This window comes from Streptomyces sp. NPDC058664, assembly GCF_042716635.1.
Taxonomy (GTDB): Bacteria; Actinomycetota; Actinomycetes; order Streptomycetales; family Streptomycetaceae; genus Streptomyces.
Genome location: NZ_JBHXRW010000038.1, coordinates 65,064 through 81,635, shown reverse-complemented (window position 1 = coordinate 81,635; position 16,572 = coordinate 65,064). Strand labels below are relative to the sequence as shown.

16 protein-coding genes are annotated in these 16,572 nt (G+C 74.6%); 9 read left to right on the top strand and 7 right to left on the bottom strand.

Features of this window, described 5'->3' with window-relative positions; all coding sequences use genetic code 11:
* Positions 1-100: 100 nt before the first annotated feature.
* Positions 101-1,213: a hypothetical protein gene (locus ACFWUY_RS27570; RefSeq protein WP_384115022.1), complete on the bottom strand. Its 1,113-nt coding sequence runs from the start codon at positions 1,211-1,213 to the stop codon at positions 101-103.
* Positions 1,214-1,334: 121 nt separating this feature from the next.
* Here ACFWUY_RS27570 and ACFWUY_RS27565 point away from each other — a divergent pair, with 121 nt between their 5' ends.
* Together ACFWUY_RS27565 and ACFWUY_RS27560 are read left to right on the top strand one after the other, a co-directional pair.
* The gene (locus tag ACFWUY_RS27565; RefSeq protein WP_384115033.1) at positions 1,335-1,772 is read left to right on the top strand and encodes a DUF4442 domain-containing protein; all 438 of its coding nucleotides are present in this window, start codon (positions 1,335-1,337) and stop codon (positions 1,770-1,772) included.
* A gap of 197 nt (positions 1,773-1,969) precedes the next feature.
* Positions 1,970-2,629 (top strand): DedA family protein, encoded by a 660-nt coding sequence (locus ACFWUY_RS27560; protein ID WP_384115019.1) that lies wholly within the window; start codon positions 1,970-1,972, stop codon positions 2,627-2,629.
* Positions 2,630-2,737: 108 nt separating this feature from the next.
* Here ACFWUY_RS27560 and ACFWUY_RS27555 read toward each other — a convergent pair whose 3' ends face one another.
* Entirely contained in the window at positions 2,738-3,265 is a 528-nt protein-coding gene (locus ACFWUY_RS27555) for a gamma carbonic anhydrase family protein (protein WP_384115016.1), read from the bottom strand.
* Positions 3,266-3,396: 131 nt separating this feature from the next.
* On the opposite strand from ACFWUY_RS27555, the gene ACFWUY_RS27550 reads away from it, so the two are divergent.
* Positions 3,397-4,164, top strand: coding sequence for an acyltransferase (locus ACFWUY_RS27550; protein ID WP_384115013.1), 768 nt, complete (start codon positions 3,397-3,399; stop codon positions 4,162-4,164).
* Between the two features lie 51 nt (positions 4,165-4,215).
* On the opposite strand, the gene ACFWUY_RS27545 is transcribed toward ACFWUY_RS27550, so the two are convergent.
* Positions 4,216-5,079, bottom strand: a complete 864-nt coding sequence (locus ACFWUY_RS27545) for an EamA family transporter (RefSeq protein WP_384115010.1) — start codon at positions 5,077-5,079, stop codon at positions 4,216-4,218.
* A gap of 104 nt (positions 5,080-5,183) precedes the next feature.
* On the opposite strand from ACFWUY_RS27545, the gene ACFWUY_RS27540 reads away from it, so the two are divergent.
* Positions 5,184-5,756, top strand: a complete 573-nt coding sequence (locus ACFWUY_RS27540) for a helix-turn-helix domain-containing protein (RefSeq protein WP_384115007.1) — start codon at positions 5,184-5,186, stop codon at positions 5,754-5,756.
* Between the two features lie 44 nt (positions 5,757-5,800).
* The gene (locus tag ACFWUY_RS27535; RefSeq protein WP_384115004.1) at positions 5,801-6,364 is read left to right on the top strand and encodes a YbaK/EbsC family protein; all 564 of its coding nucleotides are present in this window, start codon (positions 5,801-5,803) and stop codon (positions 6,362-6,364) included.
* Between the two features lie 35 nt (positions 6,365-6,399).
* On the opposite strand, the gene ACFWUY_RS27530 is transcribed toward ACFWUY_RS27535, so the two are convergent.
* A complete protein-coding gene (locus ACFWUY_RS27530; RefSeq protein ID WP_384115001.1) occupies positions 6,400-6,846 on the bottom strand; it encodes a CoA-binding protein in 447 nt (148 codons plus the stop codon).
* 310 nt (positions 6,847-7,156) lie between these two features.
* Here ACFWUY_RS27530 and ACFWUY_RS27525 point away from each other — a divergent pair, with 310 nt between their 5' ends.
* From ACFWUY_RS27525 to ACFWUY_RS27510, 4 genes are all read left to right on the top strand, one after another.
* Positions 7,157-8,608 carry a PucR family transcriptional regulator gene (locus ACFWUY_RS27525; RefSeq protein WP_384114998.1) on the top strand — a complete coding sequence of 484 codons (1,452 nt, stop codon included), beginning with the start codon at positions 7,157-7,159 and terminating at the stop codon, positions 8,606-8,608.
* Between the two features lie 9 nt (positions 8,609-8,617).
* On the top strand, positions 8,618-9,244 hold the full coding sequence (locus ACFWUY_RS27520; RefSeq protein WP_384114995.1) for a YigZ family protein: 627 nt from the start codon (positions 8,618-8,620) through the stop codon (positions 9,242-9,244).
* A 269-nt stretch (positions 9,245-9,513) separates the two neighbouring features.
* The gene (locus tag ACFWUY_RS27515) at positions 9,514-10,683 is read left to right on the top strand and encodes an exonuclease SbcCD subunit D (RefSeq protein WP_384114992.1); all 1,170 of its coding nucleotides are present in this window, start codon (positions 9,514-9,516) and stop codon (positions 10,681-10,683) included.
* Entirely contained in the window at positions 10,680-13,721 is a 3,042-nt protein-coding gene (locus ACFWUY_RS27510; RefSeq protein WP_384114989.1) for an AAA family ATPase, read from the top strand. Before ACFWUY_RS27515 ends, ACFWUY_RS27510 begins: the two co-directional genes overlap by 4 nt.
* A 57-nt stretch (positions 13,722-13,778) precedes the next feature.
* Here the strand turns inward: ACFWUY_RS27510 and ACFWUY_RS27505 are convergent, their stop codons facing one another.
* From ACFWUY_RS27505 to ACFWUY_RS27495, 3 genes are all read right to left on the bottom strand, one after another.
* Positions 13,779-14,228 carry an Lrp/AsnC family transcriptional regulator gene (locus tag ACFWUY_RS27505; RefSeq protein ID WP_384114986.1) on the bottom strand — a complete coding sequence of 150 codons (450 nt, stop codon included), beginning with the start codon at positions 14,226-14,228 and terminating at the stop codon, positions 13,779-13,781.
* Between the two features lie 68 nt (positions 14,229-14,296).
* Positions 14,297-16,000 carry a DUF885 domain-containing protein gene (locus ACFWUY_RS27500; protein WP_384114983.1) on the bottom strand — a complete coding sequence of 568 codons (1,704 nt, stop codon included), beginning with the start codon at positions 15,998-16,000 and terminating at the stop codon, positions 14,297-14,299.
* 48 nt (positions 16,001-16,048) lie between these two features.
* A complete protein-coding gene (locus ACFWUY_RS27495) occupies positions 16,049-16,546 on the bottom strand; it encodes an Lrp/AsnC family transcriptional regulator (RefSeq protein ID WP_384114980.1) in 498 nt (165 codons plus the stop codon).
* Positions 16,547-16,572 lie beyond the last annotated feature (26 nt).

Below are 16,572 nucleotides of genomic sequence, written 5' to 3'. Positions count from 1 at the left end.
GCGCCCCCCGCCCCTGGTGGGTGCGGCCCGCGGCGGGTGGGGCCCCGCCGGGGCGGGGGGGCCCCGGGCGCGCGTCCCCCGCCCGCGGGGCCCCGGCAGGTCAGGACTCCGGCGCGAGGCGGACCGTCGAGAGGATCCGGCGGATGACGTCGTCCGGCAGCTCGCCCGGGACGTTGTCGGCCCCGTAGAGCACCCAGGTCGAGAAGTCACCCGCGGTGTTCTTGAAGGTGAAGGCGAACGCCTTGCCGTCCGACTCGCACTTGTTGCGCTTCTTGACGCCCGGTGCCGTGGCGGTCGCCATGCTGCCGGTGAGCCCGGACGCCGTCGTGTACGGCACGGCCTTGGTGATCTTGATGGTGTTCTTGGGCATGTGCTGCGCGTAGCCGCCCCACACCCACGAAGCGGCCTCGCCGCGCGCTGCCTCCGCCGTGTTCTTGGCGCCCTGGCCGCCCTTGGTGCCGGCGGTGCTCAGGCCCCAGGTCTCGTCGGTGCCGTTCTTGTCGGTGTCGTACGTGCACCACTCGCTCTTGAGGCGCGCCGGCGACGACATCGTCACGAGGGGACTGCCGTCGTTCTTCTTCTCGTCCTCGAAGGCGGTGATCATCCCGGTCTTCAGCACCTCCCACTCCGGCGGTACGTCGAAGAGGGTGCCGTACTTCGGGTTGTGGACGACCTTCCAGCCGGGGATCGTCGGCTGCTGGCCGGCGCCGTCGCGCGGGTTGGCGAGGGACGGGGAGCCGCTCGGGTCGGCCGAGGGGTCCACCGACGCGGGGGCCGAGGGCGGCGTCTTGCCGTCGGCGGTCGGCTGCTTGTCGTCGTCCTTGCCGAGCACCAGGTAGCCGGTGACACCGGCCGCGACGACCACGGCGGTCGCGGCGACGATCGCCACCAGGGTCGTCTGCTTCTTCCTCCCGCCGCCGGGGCCGCCGGGCTGACCGGGGCCCGGCACCGCGTACTGCTGCGGCACGGTCGGCTGCTGGTACGGGTTGGGCTGGCCGTAACCCGGCTGCTGGCCGTACCCCTGCTGCGGGTAGCCGGGCTGCGCGGGCGGCTGCTGCGGGTAGCCCGGCTGCGTCGGCGGCTGCGGGTATCCGGGCTGGGCCGGCGGCTGCTGATACGGGTTCGGCTGCTGGTACCCCGACTGCTGGTAGGGGTTCTGACTCTGGTCCTGCGGGTTCTGCTCGCCCCCGGGCGGCTGCTGTCCTGGCCACATGGCCAGTAACCATAGAGGTGCGCGGCGCCCTCGACCACGCCCGGTCCCGGAAGCGAGGGGCCCCGGGGATGGCCAAGTTGGCTACTCGTGGGTAACATCGCGGTCCATGAGCGCAGACCAGATGACCGTCGGCGAGATGCTCGCCGCCACGGTCCCCATGGCCGGGACCCTGAACCTGGAGTTCCTGGAGACCACCGCCGAGCGCGCCGTCGTGCGCCTGCCGGACCAGCCCGCCTACCACAACCACGTCGGCGGCCCGCACGCCGGAGCGATGTTCACGCTCGCCGAGTCCGCCAGCGGCGCCATCGTGCTCGCCGCCTTCGGCGACCAGCTGAGCCGTGCGGTGCCGCTCGCCGTCAAGGCCGAGATCGGCTACAAGAAGCTGGCCATGGGCGCCGTCACGGCCACCGCCACCCTGGGGCGCCCCGTCGCCGAGGTCGTGGCCGAGCTCGACGCCGGCCAGCGGCCGGAGTTCCCGGTGCGGATCGACATCACCCGCGAGGACGGCGCCGTGACCGGCGAGATGACCGTCGTCTGGACCCTGCGCCCGAACGCCTGATCCCGAGCGCCACGCGCCGCCCCCGCACCCCCACGGGTGCGGGGGCGGCCGCGCTCCGGGCCACCCGGTGCCGATCCGGACGTCCCGTCGCGACCGGGTAGGCTGCCCCGGCGTGCCCGGTCGCGGCGCGCGCCTGTGCCAGGGCCCCCGACCACGGGCCCGGCGCGGCACGACAGTCGAAACGGGAGGAAGCCGCGTTGCACGTCCAGGAGTGGCTGGAGACGATTCCCGCGATCGCCGTCTACATCCTTGTGGGAGTGGTGATCGGGCTCGAGAGCCTGGGCATCCCGCTTCCCGGCGAGATCGTGCTCGTGAGCTCGGCGCTGCTCGCCTCCCAGCACGGCGACATCAACCCGTGGGTGCTCGGCGCCTGCGCCACCGCCGGAGCGATCATCGGCGACTCGATCGGCTACGCGATCGGCCGCAGGGGCGGCCGGCCGCTGCTCGCCTGGCTGGGCGGGAAGTTCCCCAAGCACTTCAGCGAGGCGAACATCGGTCTCGCCGAGCGCTCCTTCCAGAAGTGGGGCATGTGGGCGGTCTTCTTCGGCCGCTTCGTCGCCCTCCTCCGCATCTTCGCCGGGCCGCTCGCGGGCGTCCTGCACATGCCGTACTGGAAGTTCCTCGTCGCCAACGTCTTCGGCGGCATCCTCTGGGCCGGCGGCACCACGGCCGTCATCTACTCGGTCGGCATCGTCGCCGAGGCGTGGCTGAAGCGCTTCTCGTGGCTCGGCCTCGTCCTCGCCGTCCTGATCGGCGTCGCCTCGATGCTGATCATCAAGAACCGCGCGAAGAAGGCCGCGGCGGAGCGCTCGGAGGCCGCGGAGTCGGCTCCGGAGCCGGTCGCGGTGGCCGACTGACCCCTGGCGGTACGTGCCCCGGCGGTACGTGAAGGAGGGCGGCACCCGTCGACGGGTGCCGCCCTCCTTCGTGTCCCGGGGCCGTACGGCTCGGTCCTCCAGGTCCCCTCAGTCCTCGAACGCCTCGGCGTGCGCCTTGGCGAGGTGCAGGTACATCTCGGCGTTGAGCTTGATGCCCGCCTTCTCCTCCTCGGTCAGCGGGCGACGTACCTTCGCCGGGACGCCGGCCACGAGCGAGCCCGGCGGGATCTCCATGCCCTGCGGGACGAGGGCCTGCGCGGCGACGAGCGAGCCGGCGCCGATCCGCGCCCCGTTGAGGACGGTCGCCCCCATGCCGACGAGGACGTCGTCCTCGATGACGCAGCCGTGCACGGTCGCGTTGTGGCCGACGGTCACGCGGGCCCCGATCGAGACGGGGAAGCCGGGGTCGACATGGACCGTGCAGTTGTCCTGGACGTTGGCGTCCTCGCCGATCACGATGGGCCCGCAGTCCGCTCGCAGCACCGTGTGGTACCAGAGGCTGGCGCGGGCGCCGAGCGTCACCTCGCCGAGGACCACGGAGGTGGGGGCGGTGAAGGCGGTCGGGTCGATCAGCGGCTCCTTGCCGCCCACGCCCTTGATCAACGCCTCTGTCATGGTTCGCTCCTGATCGTCAGCCGTCGTGTCGCGCCCGGGGATGCCCCCGGCCGCACCCTATGCCGTGCTCATGACGGACATCACAGCGCACCGTGCCGATCAGGTACGACGGCGCCGACTACGGTGTCCGGGTGCCCAGGAACAGAAACACGTTCTCATCCCTCGCCGCCTGGCGGCGCCGGGTCCTCGCCCGCGCCGTACAGGGCGGCTGGCGCTGGGTGCAGGAGGCCGGCTCCGTCACCGCCGAACACCCGGGGAAGCTGCGCTTCCGCCGTCTCGGCGCGGGCACCCGGCTCGCCTTCCCGCAGGGCACGGTCTTCGGTGAGCGGTGGATCGAGATCGGCGAGTGCTGCATCGTCGCCGAACAGGTCACGCTGACGGCGGGAATGCTGCCGGGCCTCGACCTCGGCCAGGACACCGTTCTGACGCTCGGTGACGGGGTCGTCCTCGGCCGGGGCAGCCATGTGATCGCCGACGCGAAGGTGACCATCGGCTCCGACACGTACTGCGGCCCGTACGTCTACATCACCTCGACCAACCACAGCTACGACGACCCGGACGAGCCGGTCGGCCGCCAGTGGCCCCGCTCCGAGCCCGTCAGCATCGGCCCCGGATGCTGGCTCGGCACCGGCGCGGTGGTCCTTCCCGGCGCCCGGCTCGGCCGGAACGTGGTCGTCGCGGCGGGCGCGGTGGTACGCGGAGAGGTGCCGGACCACTCGGTCGTGGCGGGCGCCCCGGCGAAGGTCGTCCGCGGCTGGGACCCGGAGAAGGGCTGGCAGCCGCCGCTGCGCACCCCGGCCCCGGTCCCGATCCCGGAGCACGTCACCGCCGCGCAGCTCGCGGCCCTCGCGGCGTGGGAGGCCGGGCGTACGGGCAGCTCCGAGACCGTCCCCTCATAAGGGGCGACCGTCCCCTCATGAGGGGACGGAGTCGCGAGGGCCCGGTGCGCACTAGCCGGTGGCCAGCAGGACCGTGCCCACCAGGGCGAGGCCCGCGCCCGCCGCCTGGACCGCCCGGAGGCGTTCCTTGAGGACGCCCCTGGCCGCGAGGGCCGTCACCACCGGATAGAGGCTGGCGAGGACGGCGGCGACGGTGACCGGGCCCTGCTGGGCGGCGATCGCGTACGTACCGTTGGCCGCGACGTCGGCGAGGCCGACGAAGGCGAGGGCCGGGAGCGCCGCGCGGACGACCCCGGGACCGCCCTCGGGGAGGGCCCGGCCGCCGCGCCGCACCGAGGCGTACAGGGCTCCGCCGCCCACCAGGACGTTGGTGACCCGCTGGACGAACAGGGCGAGGAAGAGGCCGGTGACCGTCGTGGAGGCCTCGGCGATGAGCGCCATCACCGATCCGAAGCCGAAGGCCGCGACCAGGGTCAGCAGCACCGCCCGGCGCTGGACGGGCGCTCCGCGCAGCTCCGGTCCGCCGGCCAGGACCACGCCGAGGACCGCCACCCCGATCCCGGCGAACTGGAGGAGTCCGGGCCGGTCGCCGACGAGGAGGCCGACCGAGACGGGGACGACGACGCCGAGCGAGCCGAGCGGCGAGACCACGCCCATGGGGCCGAGCGCGAGGGCCTTGTAGAAGGCGAACATGGCCGCAGGGCCGACGACGCCCGCGCCGACCGCGTACCAGAGCAGAGGTCCCGCCTCCGTCCACGCGCCGGTCGCGAGGACGACGGCGCCGAGGGCGAGGACCGCGAGGAGCTGGGAGACCACGACGACCGTGAGGGCGGGCATCCGGCGCGTGAGCAGGCCGCCGCCGAAGTCGGCGAAGCCCCACAGGACGCTGGTGGCCAGGGCGAACAGGGCGGTCATGGGGCCTCGCAGTCACGGACGGCAGTACAGTGCAGTGAACAATCGGGTACACCTCACCGTAGTTCAATGCATTGAACTCTGTCATCCAGAATATTGGACGGAATGTGTCGGACCTCGATCAGCTCACGCAGTCGCTCGCCCGGAACCTGAAGCACTGGCGCAAGGAGCGGGGCCTCACCCTGGACGCCCTCGCCGCCCGGGCCGGCGTCAGCCGCGGCATGATCATCCAGATCGAACAGGCGCGGACCAATCCCAGCGTCGGCACCACCGTGAAGCTGGCCGACGCCCTCGGCGTCTCCATCACGACCCTCCTCGACTACGAGCAGGGCCCCCAGGTCCGGCTCGTCCCGCCGGACCAGGCCGTCCGCATGTGGTCCACCTCCACCGGAAGCCACACCACGCTCCTCGTCGGCACCGAGGCCCGCGGCCCCCTGGAGCTCTGGTCCTGGACCCTGATGCCGGGCGACGGCAGTGCCTCCGACCCGCACCCCGAGGGCACGGTCGAGCTGCTGCACGTCACCGCCGGTGTCCTCACCCTGGTCGTGGACGGCGAGGAGCACCTGCTGCCGGCCGGTACCTCCGCCACCTTCGAGGCCAGTACGGCACACGCCTACCGCAACGACGGCGCCGAGCCCGCCGAGATGACGATGGCCGTCTCCATCCCGCCCGTACGCTGAGACGCCCCGCCGCGCACCGGGCGGCGGTCGCTAGCCTGAGCCGCATGCGCGCACCCATCGGAGACTTCGACGACGCCCGCCCCGCCCCCGACCGCCTCGACCTGCTGACCGACCCCGTCGCCGCCGCCGTCCGCGCCTGGACCGGGCCCGTACCGGCGGATCAGCTGCTGTACGTGGACACCGACCCGGCCATCGCCGACACCGCCGTCTTCGTCGAGCACCACGGGCCCGAACTGCTCGACGCGTCCGCCAACTGCGTGGTCGTCGCGGGCAGGCGCGGCGAGACGACGACCCTGGCCGCGTGCGTCGTGAAGTCGGCGACCCGGGTCGACGTCAACGGGGTCGTACGCAAGCGTCTCGGCGCCCGCAAGGCCTCGTTCGCGCCGATGGACACCGCGACCGGCGAGACCGGCATGGAGTACGGCGGCATCACCCCCGTCGGCCTCCCCGCCGCCTGGACCCTCCTCGTCGACGCCGCGGTGGTCGACACCGCGTGGGTCCTGATCGGCAGCGGCCGCCGCCGCGGCAAACTCATCCTCCCCGGCAAGGCCTTCGCCCAACTCCCGGGCGCGGTCGTCATCGAGGGGCTCGGCGTCCCCGTCGGCTGAGGCAGGGCGGGACCGGCCGGCGCCGAGACGTGGGATCAGCCGAGGCCGAGACGCGGGATCTCGATCGCGGGGCAGCGGTCCATGACCATGTCCAGGCCCGCCGCACGGGTGCGGGCGAACGCGGAGTCGTCGATCACGTCGAGCTGGAACCAGACCGCCTTCGCGCCGATCGCGACGGCCTCGTCCGCGACCCCGCCCGCCTGACCGCTGTTGACGAACACGTCGACGACGTCGACCGGGAAGGGGATGTCGGCCAGGGACGCGTACCCCCGCTCGCCGTGGACCGTCTCCGCCTTCGGGTGGACCGGGACGATCCGCTTCCCGAAGCGCTGCAGGACGGCGGCCACCCCGTACGCGGCCCGCTCCCGGTTCGAGGAGAGGCCCACCACCGCCCAGGTGTCGCCGGTGGACGTGAGGATCCGCCGCACCGCCTCCGACGCGGAGTACTCGGTGGGTTCCGTGGTCGTGGTGTCGACGCTCATCTTCTCTGCTGCCCTTCCTCGGCGCGGCCCGTCCTCCCGGTCAACGAGCCGCCCCGTGCCGTGATTCCCGTATGGACGCTCAGCCCTCCCCCGCCCGGCGTTCGGCCTCCCGCGGGGCCTCCATGACACGCTCCGGGGACACGGAGTCAACAGCTCTGCCGACGATCGGTGACACGGCACGGAATCCGCCGCGACCCCGCCCGGACGCCGTGTGCGGATGCCCACCATGTGGCCCGCCGAGCTGGGCAGCGGCCCCGTCCGCCCGCCCGTCCCGTGGCATTCGCCACATCCCGGCGCTACGGTGCCAGCCATGACGCACAACCCGGCGACGCCCGGCGAGCCCGGGAGCGCGCGCCCCGGCGGCCGCGAACCCGCGGGCGCGCGTCCCGCCGGCCGCCGCACTCCCGCGAGCGGCGCGGGCGACCCCGACGGGGCCCACCACAGCCCGTCGGGCGGCTCCGGCGGGGCCCACACCCCGCTGAGCGGCTCCGGCGCGCTCCGCCGCTCCCTCGCCACCGCGATGCTCGCCGACGTCGACCGGCTCACCGACCGCGCCGTCGACGACATCCGCGCCCACTCCGGTACGTACGCCTCCGACGCCCCCGTCACCCGCGAGGACCTCTGGGAGATCTGCCGGGACAACCTGCTGCGCGCCCTGGAGGACTTCGGCGGCCTCCGGGCGACCGGCGGCGACTTCGAACGGGCGGCCCGCGAGACCGGCCGCCGCCGTGCCGAGCAGGGCGTGCCGCTCGACACCGTGCTGCAGGCCTACCGGCGCGGCGGCCGGGTGCTCTGGCAGGTGATGGCCGAGCACCTCCGGGGCAGGGCCGGACGGGAGTCCGACAGCCGGGACGTCGAGCTCGACATGGCGAGCGGCGTCTGGGAGACCATCGACCGCTACTCGGTCGCCATGGCCGACGCGTACCGGATCGCCCAGCTGGAACTGCAGAGCCGCCAGGACACCCGGCGCGTCGCGCTCTTCGAGGCGCTGCTCGACGGCCGCGCCGACGACCCCGCCGTCGCCTCGGCCGCCGCGGCCGCGCTCGGCGTCCCCGCGGTCGACCGGTACGTCGTCGTGGTCGCCGCCCAGGACCCGGCCGCCCCGCCGCACCCCGCACCCGTCCTGGAGGCCCAGGGCCTGTGGTCCTTCTGGCGGCCCCGCTCCGGCCGGTACGCCGGCATCGTCCGGCTGCCCCGCCGCGACGCGCCCGCCGGCCGGCCGCAGGCGGCGGGACCGGGCGACGACCCCGCCCTGCGCGCCCTCCTCGGCACCCTGCGGGAGCGGACCGGGGCCACCGCCGGGGTCTCTCCGGAGTTCGAACGCCTCTCCCAGGCGGGCCGCGCCCTGCGACTCGCCGAACAGACCCTCCGCACCCTCCCCACGGGCAGCGGCGAGATCGCCGCCTTCGACGACCGGCTCGCCCAGGTGCTGCTCAGCGGGCGCGCCGACATCGCCGAACGGATCGTCACCGTCCACCTCGGCCCCGTGCTCGCGACCGGCGGCGAACGGGCCGCGCTCCTCACCACCCTCCGGGTCTGGCTCGACCACGGCTGCTCGGCCTCCCGGGCCGCCGACCGGCTCTACTGCCACCGCAACACCGTCCTCAACCGCATCGGCCGCGTCGCCGAGCTCACCGGCCGCTCCAGCGAGTCCGGTGAGGCCCGCCTCGGCTGGGCCCTGGCCCTGCGCGCCCTGCCGTACGCCGGCCTCGCGACCGGGCCCGAACCGGCCGCCGGGGAGCGCGACACCGAAGGAACGTAGGCTGGCCGGATGCAGGAGCAGTACCGCACGGTGGCCCGCGAGGGCGTGCACGAGACCGAGATCAACCGCTCGCGCTTCCTCTGCGCGCTCGCGCCCGTCGCCGACGAGCGGGAGGCGCAGGAGTTCGTCGCGCGCGTCCGCAGGGAGCACCCGACCGCCACCCACAACTGCTTCGCGTACGTCCTCGGCGCCGACGCCTCCGTCCAGAAGGCCAGCGACGACGGCGAGCCCGGCGGCACGGCGGGCGTCCCCATGCTCCAGATGCTGCTGCGCCGCGAGACGCGGTACGTCGCCGCCGTCGTCACCCGCTACTACGGCGGCGTGAAGCTCGGCGCGGGCGGCCTCATCCGCGCCTACGGCGGAGCGGTCGGCGAGGCGCTCGACGCGCTCGGCACGGTGACCCGGCAGCGGTTCCGGATCGCCACGGTCACCGTCGACCACCAGCGGGCGGGCAAGCTGGAGAACGACCTGAGGGCGACCGGCCGGGCCGTCCGCGACGTACGGTACGCCGACGCCGTCACCATCGAGATCGGGCTCCCGGACAGTGACGTCCCCGCCTTCCGCGCCTGGCTCGCCGACGCCACGGCGGGCACGGCCTCGTTCGAACCGGGCGGCGAGGCGTACGGCACCGTGTGACCCGTGCGTGCGATGTGACGTGTGAGACGTACGGCGACATGTGAGGCGTACCGCGTGACGCCCGGCACGTGACGGACGACGGCAGGTCCGTTCCCCGCGCCGCCGCCCCACCCGTACTCCCGGGCCCCTCCTGCCCGTTCGGCGCGCGTCGGGCCCCGGCCGCGGAGCTCGTACGGCCCCGACCACACCCTCCGGCGGGATAGCGTGGAGGCCGCACACGACGGGAACCAGCGGCGAGGAGCGGCGCACATGCGGGGTGGGACGGCATCGTGAGGCTCCTGCACACCTCGGACTGGCATCTCGGCCGGTCCTTCCACCGCGTCGGCCTCCTCGACGCCCAGGCCGCCTTCCTCGACCACCTCGTGGCGACCGTCCACGAGCACCGGGTGGACGCCGTCCTCGTCGCCGGTGACGTCTACGACCGTGCCGTGCCCTCGCTGCCCGCCGTCGAGCTCTTCGACACCGCGCTGCACCGCCTCGCCGAGGCCGGGGTGCCCACCGTCATGATCTCCGGCAACCACGACTCGGCCCGCCGCCTCGGCGTCGGCGCCGGACTCATCGAGCGGGCCGGCATCCACCTCCGTACCGACCCCGCCGGCATCGGCGCCCCCGTCGTCCTCACCGACGAGCACGGCGAGGTCGCCCTCTACGGCCTGCCGTACCTCGAACCGGCCCTCGTCCGGGACCGCCTCGGCGCCGAGAAGGCCGGTCACGAGGCCGTGCTCGCCGCCGCCATGGACCGGGTCCGCGCCGACCTCGCCGGCCGCCCCGCCGGCACCCGCTCCGTCGTCCTCGCCCACGCCTTCGTCGCCGGCGGCGCGCCCAGCGACAGCGAGCGGGACATCACCGTCGGCGGCGTCGCCGCCGTCCCCGCCGGGGTCTTCGACGGCGTCGACTACGTCGCCCTCGGTCACCTGCACGGCAGCCAGACCCTCACCCCGCGCGTGCGCTACTCCGGCTCGCCCCTCGCGTACTCCTTCTCCGAGGCCGACCACCGCAAGACGATGTGGCTGATCGACCTCGGCGCCGACGGCGCCGTCCTGACCGCCGAACGGCTCGACTGTCCCGTCCCGCGCCCCCTCGCGCGTCTCAGGGGGCGGCTCGACGACCTCCTCGACGATCCCGCGCTCACGCCCCACGAGCAGTCCTGGGTCGAGGCCACGCTCACCGACCCCGTACGCCCCGCCGAACCCATGGCCCGGCTCACCGCGCGCTTCCCGCACGCCCTGCACCTGGTCTTCGACCCCGAGCGGACCGGCGACGACTCCGGCGCCTCCTACGCCCAGCGGCTCCGGGACCGCACCGACCAGCAGATCGCGGAGGACTTCGTGGCCCATGTGCGCGGTGGCGCGACCCTCGACGGGGCCGAGCGGACGGTGCTGTACGGCGCCTTCGACGACGTACGGGTCGACACGGCCGAGCGCGAGGCGGGCCGGTGAGACTGCACCGCCTGGAGATCACCGCGTTCGGCCCCTTCGGCGGCACCCAGACCGTCGACTTCGACGCCCTGTCCGCCGCCGGGCTCTTCCTCCTCCACGGCCCGACCGGCGCCGGCAAGACCTCCGTGCTCGACGCCGTCTGCTTCGCCCTGTACGGGAGCGTGCCCGGCGTCCGCCAGACCCCCGGCGCCTCCCTGCGCAGCGACCACGCCCCCGTCGGCACGTCCACCGAGGTCGTCCTCGACCTGACCGTGGGGGAGCGGCGCCTGGAGATCACCCGGCGCCCCGCCCAGCGGCGCCCCAAGAAACGCGGCGACGGCTTCACCACCGAGAAGGCCCAGACCTGGCTGCGCGAGTACGACCCCGCCACCGGCACCTGGGCCGGTCTCAGCCGCTCCCACCAGGAGGTGGGGGAGGAGATCACCCAGCTCGTCGGCATGAGCCGCGAGCAGTTCTGCCAGGTCGTCCTCCTCCCGCAGGGCGACTTCGCCCGCTTCCTGCGCGCCGACGCCGAGGCCCGCGGCAAGCTCCTCGGCCGCCTCTTCGACACCCGGCGCTTCGCCGCCGTCGAGGAGCGCCTCGCCGAACTCCGGCGCGCCGCGCAGCAGCAGGTCGAGGACGGGGACGAGCGGCTCCTCGCCCTCGCCCACCGGATGGGCCAGGCCGCCGGGGGCCTCGGCGTCGCCCGTACCTCCGTCGAGGGACGGCCCGGCGACCCCGGGCTCGCCGACGCGGTCCTCACCTGGGCCGCCGTGGCCCGTACGGAGGCCCGCGAGGCACTCGACATCACGCGCGTACGGCTCGACGGGGCCGAGGCACGGCAGGGCGCCGCGCGCGCCGCCCTCGACGCCGAGAACGACCTCGCCGCCCGTCAGGCCCGGCACGCCGACGCGCTCCTGCGCCACGAGCGGCTCACCGCCCGCGCCCCCGAGCGCGACCGGCTCCAGGCCGCCCTCGACCGCGGCCTCAGGGCGGACCGGGTGGCCCCCGCCCTCGGACTGCGCGAGGACGCCGAACGCGAGTACGCGGGCGCGCGGGCCGACTGGGAACGCTCCCGCGCCCTGCTGCCCGCCGACCTCGCCGACGCCGGGGCCGAGCACCTCTCCGCCCTCGAGCACCGGCTCCGCGAGGAGCTCGGCGGCCTGGAGGCGGCCCGCCGCGCCGAGCGCCGCGCCGCCGTCATCGCCGAGGAGCGCGCCGCCCTCACGCGCGAGGCGCGCGCCGACGACGGCGTCCTGCGCGACGCGGCCGACTGGCTCGCCGGCTGGGAACCGCGCCGTGCCGCGCTCACCGAGCGCGTCGAGGCCGCCAGGGACGCCGCCGCCCGGGCCGAGCACCTCGCCGGCCGCCTCGAACCCGCCCGCCGCCGGCTCGCCGCGGCCCGCCGCCGTGACGCCCTCGCCGAGGACACCAGGGCGGCCGAGGGGCGCCTCGCGGCCGCCCGCGAGCGCCGGAACACCGCCCACGAGAGCTGGCTCGACGTCAAGTCCCGCCGCTTGGAGGGCATCGCCGCCGAACTCGCGGTCACCCTCACGGCGGGCGACCCCTGCCAGGTCTGCGGCTCCACCGCCCACCCGGCCCCCGCCCGCACCACCGCCGACCATGTCGACCGCGCCGCCGAGGAGGCCGCCTACGCGGCCTACACCCGAGCCGAGGAGACCCGTACGGCCGCCGAACGCGAGCTGGCCGTCACCCGGGAGTCCTGGTCCGCGGCCCGCACGGAGGTCCTGGCGGGCACCACGGCCCCCGACGGCGCCGCCCCCTCGGTCGAGGAACTCCTCGAAGAGACCGAGGAGTTGGCGCGGCTGCACGCCGAGGCCCACGCGCTCGCCGGACAGAGCCACAGCGCGCGCGAGGCGCTCGCGAGGGCCGAGCGGGAGTACGAGGAGCGGGTCGGCGCGCAGCGGGAGGCCGAGCGGCGGGTCGCCGCCAGGACCTCACGGCGCGAGGCCCTGGAGCGGGAACAGGCCGCGCTCGACGAGGAACTCGCCCGGGGCCGGGGCGCGTTCGGCAGCGTGGCCGAGCACGCCACCCGCCTGGAGCGGCGGATCGCCCTCCTGGTCGACGCCACCGACGCCGTACGCTCCGCCGAACTCGCCGCCCAGCGGCTCAAGGAGGCCGACGACCGGCTCGCCGACGCCGCCTACCGCGCGGGCTTCGCGACCCCGGCCGAGGCCGCCGCCGCGCTCCTGGGCGAGAGCGAACGACGGGACCACCGGCACCGCGTGGACGCCTGGCAGGCCGAGGCCGCCGCCGTGGCGGACCGGCTCGCCGAGCCCGGCACCGCGGCCGCCGCCGGCCTCCCGCCCGCCGATCCCGCCGCCGCCGGGGCCGCCCACGCGGCGGCCGAACGCCGGCTCCGCGAGGCCGCCTCCGCCCTCGCCGCCGCCCGTGAGCGGGTGACGGAACTCGCCGGCCTCTCCCGGCAGGCCGTGACCGAGGCCCGCCGCCTGGGACCGCTCCGCGAGGAGTACGACCGGGTGGCCCGCCTCGCCGCCCTCACCGCGGGCACCTCCGCCGAGAACGAGCGCCGGATGCGCCTGGAGTCGTACGTCCTCGCCGCTCGTCTCGAACAGGTCGCCGCCGCCGCGACCGCCCGCCTCCAGCGGATGTCCTCCGGCCGCTACACCCTCGTCCACTCCGACGCCCGTTCCGGCGGCAAGCGGGCCGGGCTCGGTCTGCACGTCGTCGACGCCTGGACCGGCAACGAGCGCGACACCGCCACCCTCTCCGGCGGTGAGACCTTCTTCGCCTCCCTCGCCCTCGCCCTCGGCCTCGCCGACGTCGTCACCGACGAGGCGGGCGGCGTACGGCTCGACACCCTCTTCATCGACGAGGGCTTCGGCAGCCTGGACGAGCAGACGCTCGACGAGGTCCTCGACGTCCTCGACTCGCTGCGCGAGCGGGACCGCAGCGTCGGCATCGTCAGTCACGTCGGCGACCTGCGCCGCCGGATCCCGGCCCAGCTGGAGGTCGTCAAGGCGCGGCAGGGCTCGGCGGTGCGGCTGCGCACCGGCGGTGACGCGCTCGGCGGCTGAGTCCGCGCTCCGGCGGCGACGCCTCGGTGGCTGAGCGAACGCACCGGCGGCGACGCCTCAGCGGCTGAGCGAACGCCGGGGCAGCGGCGAGGAGTAGACCACGCTGGTGGTCACCGCGCCGAGCGTGGCGATCTTCCCGGAGATCTCCTCCAGGTGCCGCATGGAGCGGGCGGCGACCTTGAGGACGAAGCAGTCGTCGCCGGTGACGTGATGGGCCTCCAGGACCTCCGGCGTGGTGTCGAGCAGGTCGTGGAACGGCTTGTAGTTGCCGTGCGGATAGCGCAGCCGTACGAAGGCGAGGATGGGCAGTCCGAGCCGGTCCTGGTCGACGGTCGCCGTGTACCCCGTGATCACCCCCGCCTCCTCCAGGCGCCGCACCCGTTCGGTCACCGCGGACGGCGACATCGACACCGTGCGGGCGAGTTCGGCGAAGCTGGCGCGGCCCTCGGACTGGAGGGCTTCGAGGATGCGCCAGTCGATGGCGTCGGGAATGTACTCGCTGGTCATGGACGAGGAATAGCAGGGGATTCCCCGGCCGATCAAGTGATCGGCCGGGGAATCCCGCCGCTCACGGCTCAGAGGCGCGAGAGTTCCTCGACCAGGTCGTCCAGGCCCAGCGGACCCTGTGAGAGGGCCGCCATGTGCCAGGCCTTCGCGTCGAAGGCGTCGCCGTGCGCCGCCCGCGCGTTGGCGCGGCCGAGCAGCCAGGCACGCTCGCCCAGCTTGTAGCCGATGGCCTGGCCCGGCATGGAGAGGTAGCGGGTCATCTCGCTCTCCACGAAGGACGGCGGACGGCTGCTGTGCCGCTGGAAGAACTCCTGCGCGAGCTCCGGGGTCCACCGCTCGCCCGGGCGGAACGGCGAGTCCCCGGGGATCTCGAGACCCAGGTGCATGCCGATGTCCACGATGACCCGACACGCGCGCATCATCTGGCCGTCGAGGTAGCCGAGCCGCCGTTCCGCGTCGGGCAGGAAGCCGAGCTCGTCCATCAGGCGCTCGGCGTAGAGCGCCCAGCCCTCCGAGTTGGCGCTGACCTTGCCGATGGTCGCCTGGTAGCGGGAGAGCCGGTCGGCGACGTGCACCCACTGCGCGATCTGGAGGTGGTGGCCGGGAACGCCCTCGTGGTACCAGGTCGACACCAGGTCGTACACCGGGAAGCGGGTCGTGTCGTCCACCGGCAGCCAGGTGCGCCCGGGGCGTGAGAAGTCCTCCGAGGGACCCGTGTAGTACGGCGCGGCGGCGCCGCCCGGCGGCGCGATGCGGGACTCCACGCGGCGCACCCGGTCGGCCAGTTCGAAGTGGGTGCCGTCGAGGGCCTCGATGGCCTCGTCCATGAGCCCCTGGAGCCAGACCCGGACCTCCTCCACCCCCTCGATGTGCGTGCCGTGCTCGTCGAGGTGGGCGAGCGCCTCCCAGGGGCCGGCGCCCGGCAGGATCCGCTCGGCCTCGGTCCGCATCTCGCCGAGCAGCCGGTGGTACTCGGCCCAGCCGTACGCGTACGCCTGGTCGAGGTCGAGGTCGGTGCCGTTGAAGAAGCGGGTCCAGCGCCGGTAGCGCTCGCGGCCCACGGTGTCCGGGGCGTCCGCGACGGCGGGGGCGTACACGTCCCGCATCCAGTCCCGCAGCGCCGCGACGGCTCCGGTGGCGTCCCGGCCGGCCTTCGTGAGCTCGGCGCGCAGCCCCTCGGGCAGGCTGTCGGGCCCGGCGGCGGCGAACTCCTCGAACCAGCCGGGGCCCCCGCCCTCCGCGCCGGCCCACTCGGTGAGCTGGCCGACGAAGGTGGCGGTGGGGCGCGGCCCGCCGTACAGCCCCCGCTCCAGGCCGAGCGCGAGCGAGGAACGGTACCCCTCGAAAGCCGCCGGGACCGCGCGCAGCCGGGCCGCGACCGCCGTCCAGTCCTCCACGGTCTCCGTCGGCATCACGGTGAAGACGATGCGGACGCTGTGCGCGGGCGAGCGCATGTTGCTGACCGTACGGAGCCCCTCCTCGGCCTCGTGCATGGCGAGTTCCGCCGTCAGGCGCTCCCGGAGCAGCCGGGCGCACCGCCGCTCGGCCTCGCTGTCCGCGCCGGGGGCGCGCTCCGCCTCGTCGAGCCGGGCGAGCGTACGGCGGGCGAGGTCGGCCACGGCCCGCTGGCCGGCGGGCGAGAAGTCGGGCAGCAGTCCGGCGCTCTCCTTGACTCCCAGGTACGTACCGGTGATCGGGTCGAGGGCGATGAGTGCGTCGACGTGGTCGTCGGCGACCTGGCGGGGCAGCGGGCTGCTGGAGATCTCTGGCATGGGGGCCATCCTGGCCTCTCCGGCGGGCCCCGTCACCCTCGTCCGGGCTCAGTCGGCCGACAAGGAAGGGCCCGTGGAGGGCGGCAGGAGCGGGCCGCACTCCCACTGCTGGAAGATCAGCCGGGTCTCGACGCGGGCCACCTCGCGGCGCGAGGTGAACTCGTCGAGTACGAGTCGTTGCAGGTCGGAGGGGTCCGCGACGGCCACGTGCACCAGGTAGTCGTCCGGTCCGGTCAGATGGAACAGCGCACGGGACTCCGGCAGGGCCCGGATCCGGTCGACGAACGGACCGATCAGTTCCCGCCGGTGCGGGCGTACCTGGACGAGGAGGAGCGCTTCAAGCCCACGGCCGAGTTTGGCCGGATCCAGCCGTAGCTGGTGTCCGAGGATGACGCCTGTGCGGCGCAGCCGCGCCACCCGGTCCAGACAGGTGGACGGCGCCACTCCGACCTCGGCGGCGAGCTCGCGGTAGGTGGTCCGGGCGTCGTTCTGCAGGAGGCGAAGAATGTGCAGATCGACCGCGTCCAGTACGACAGAATCGGCCATCGGGCGAACGTAGCACGGTGACTTCC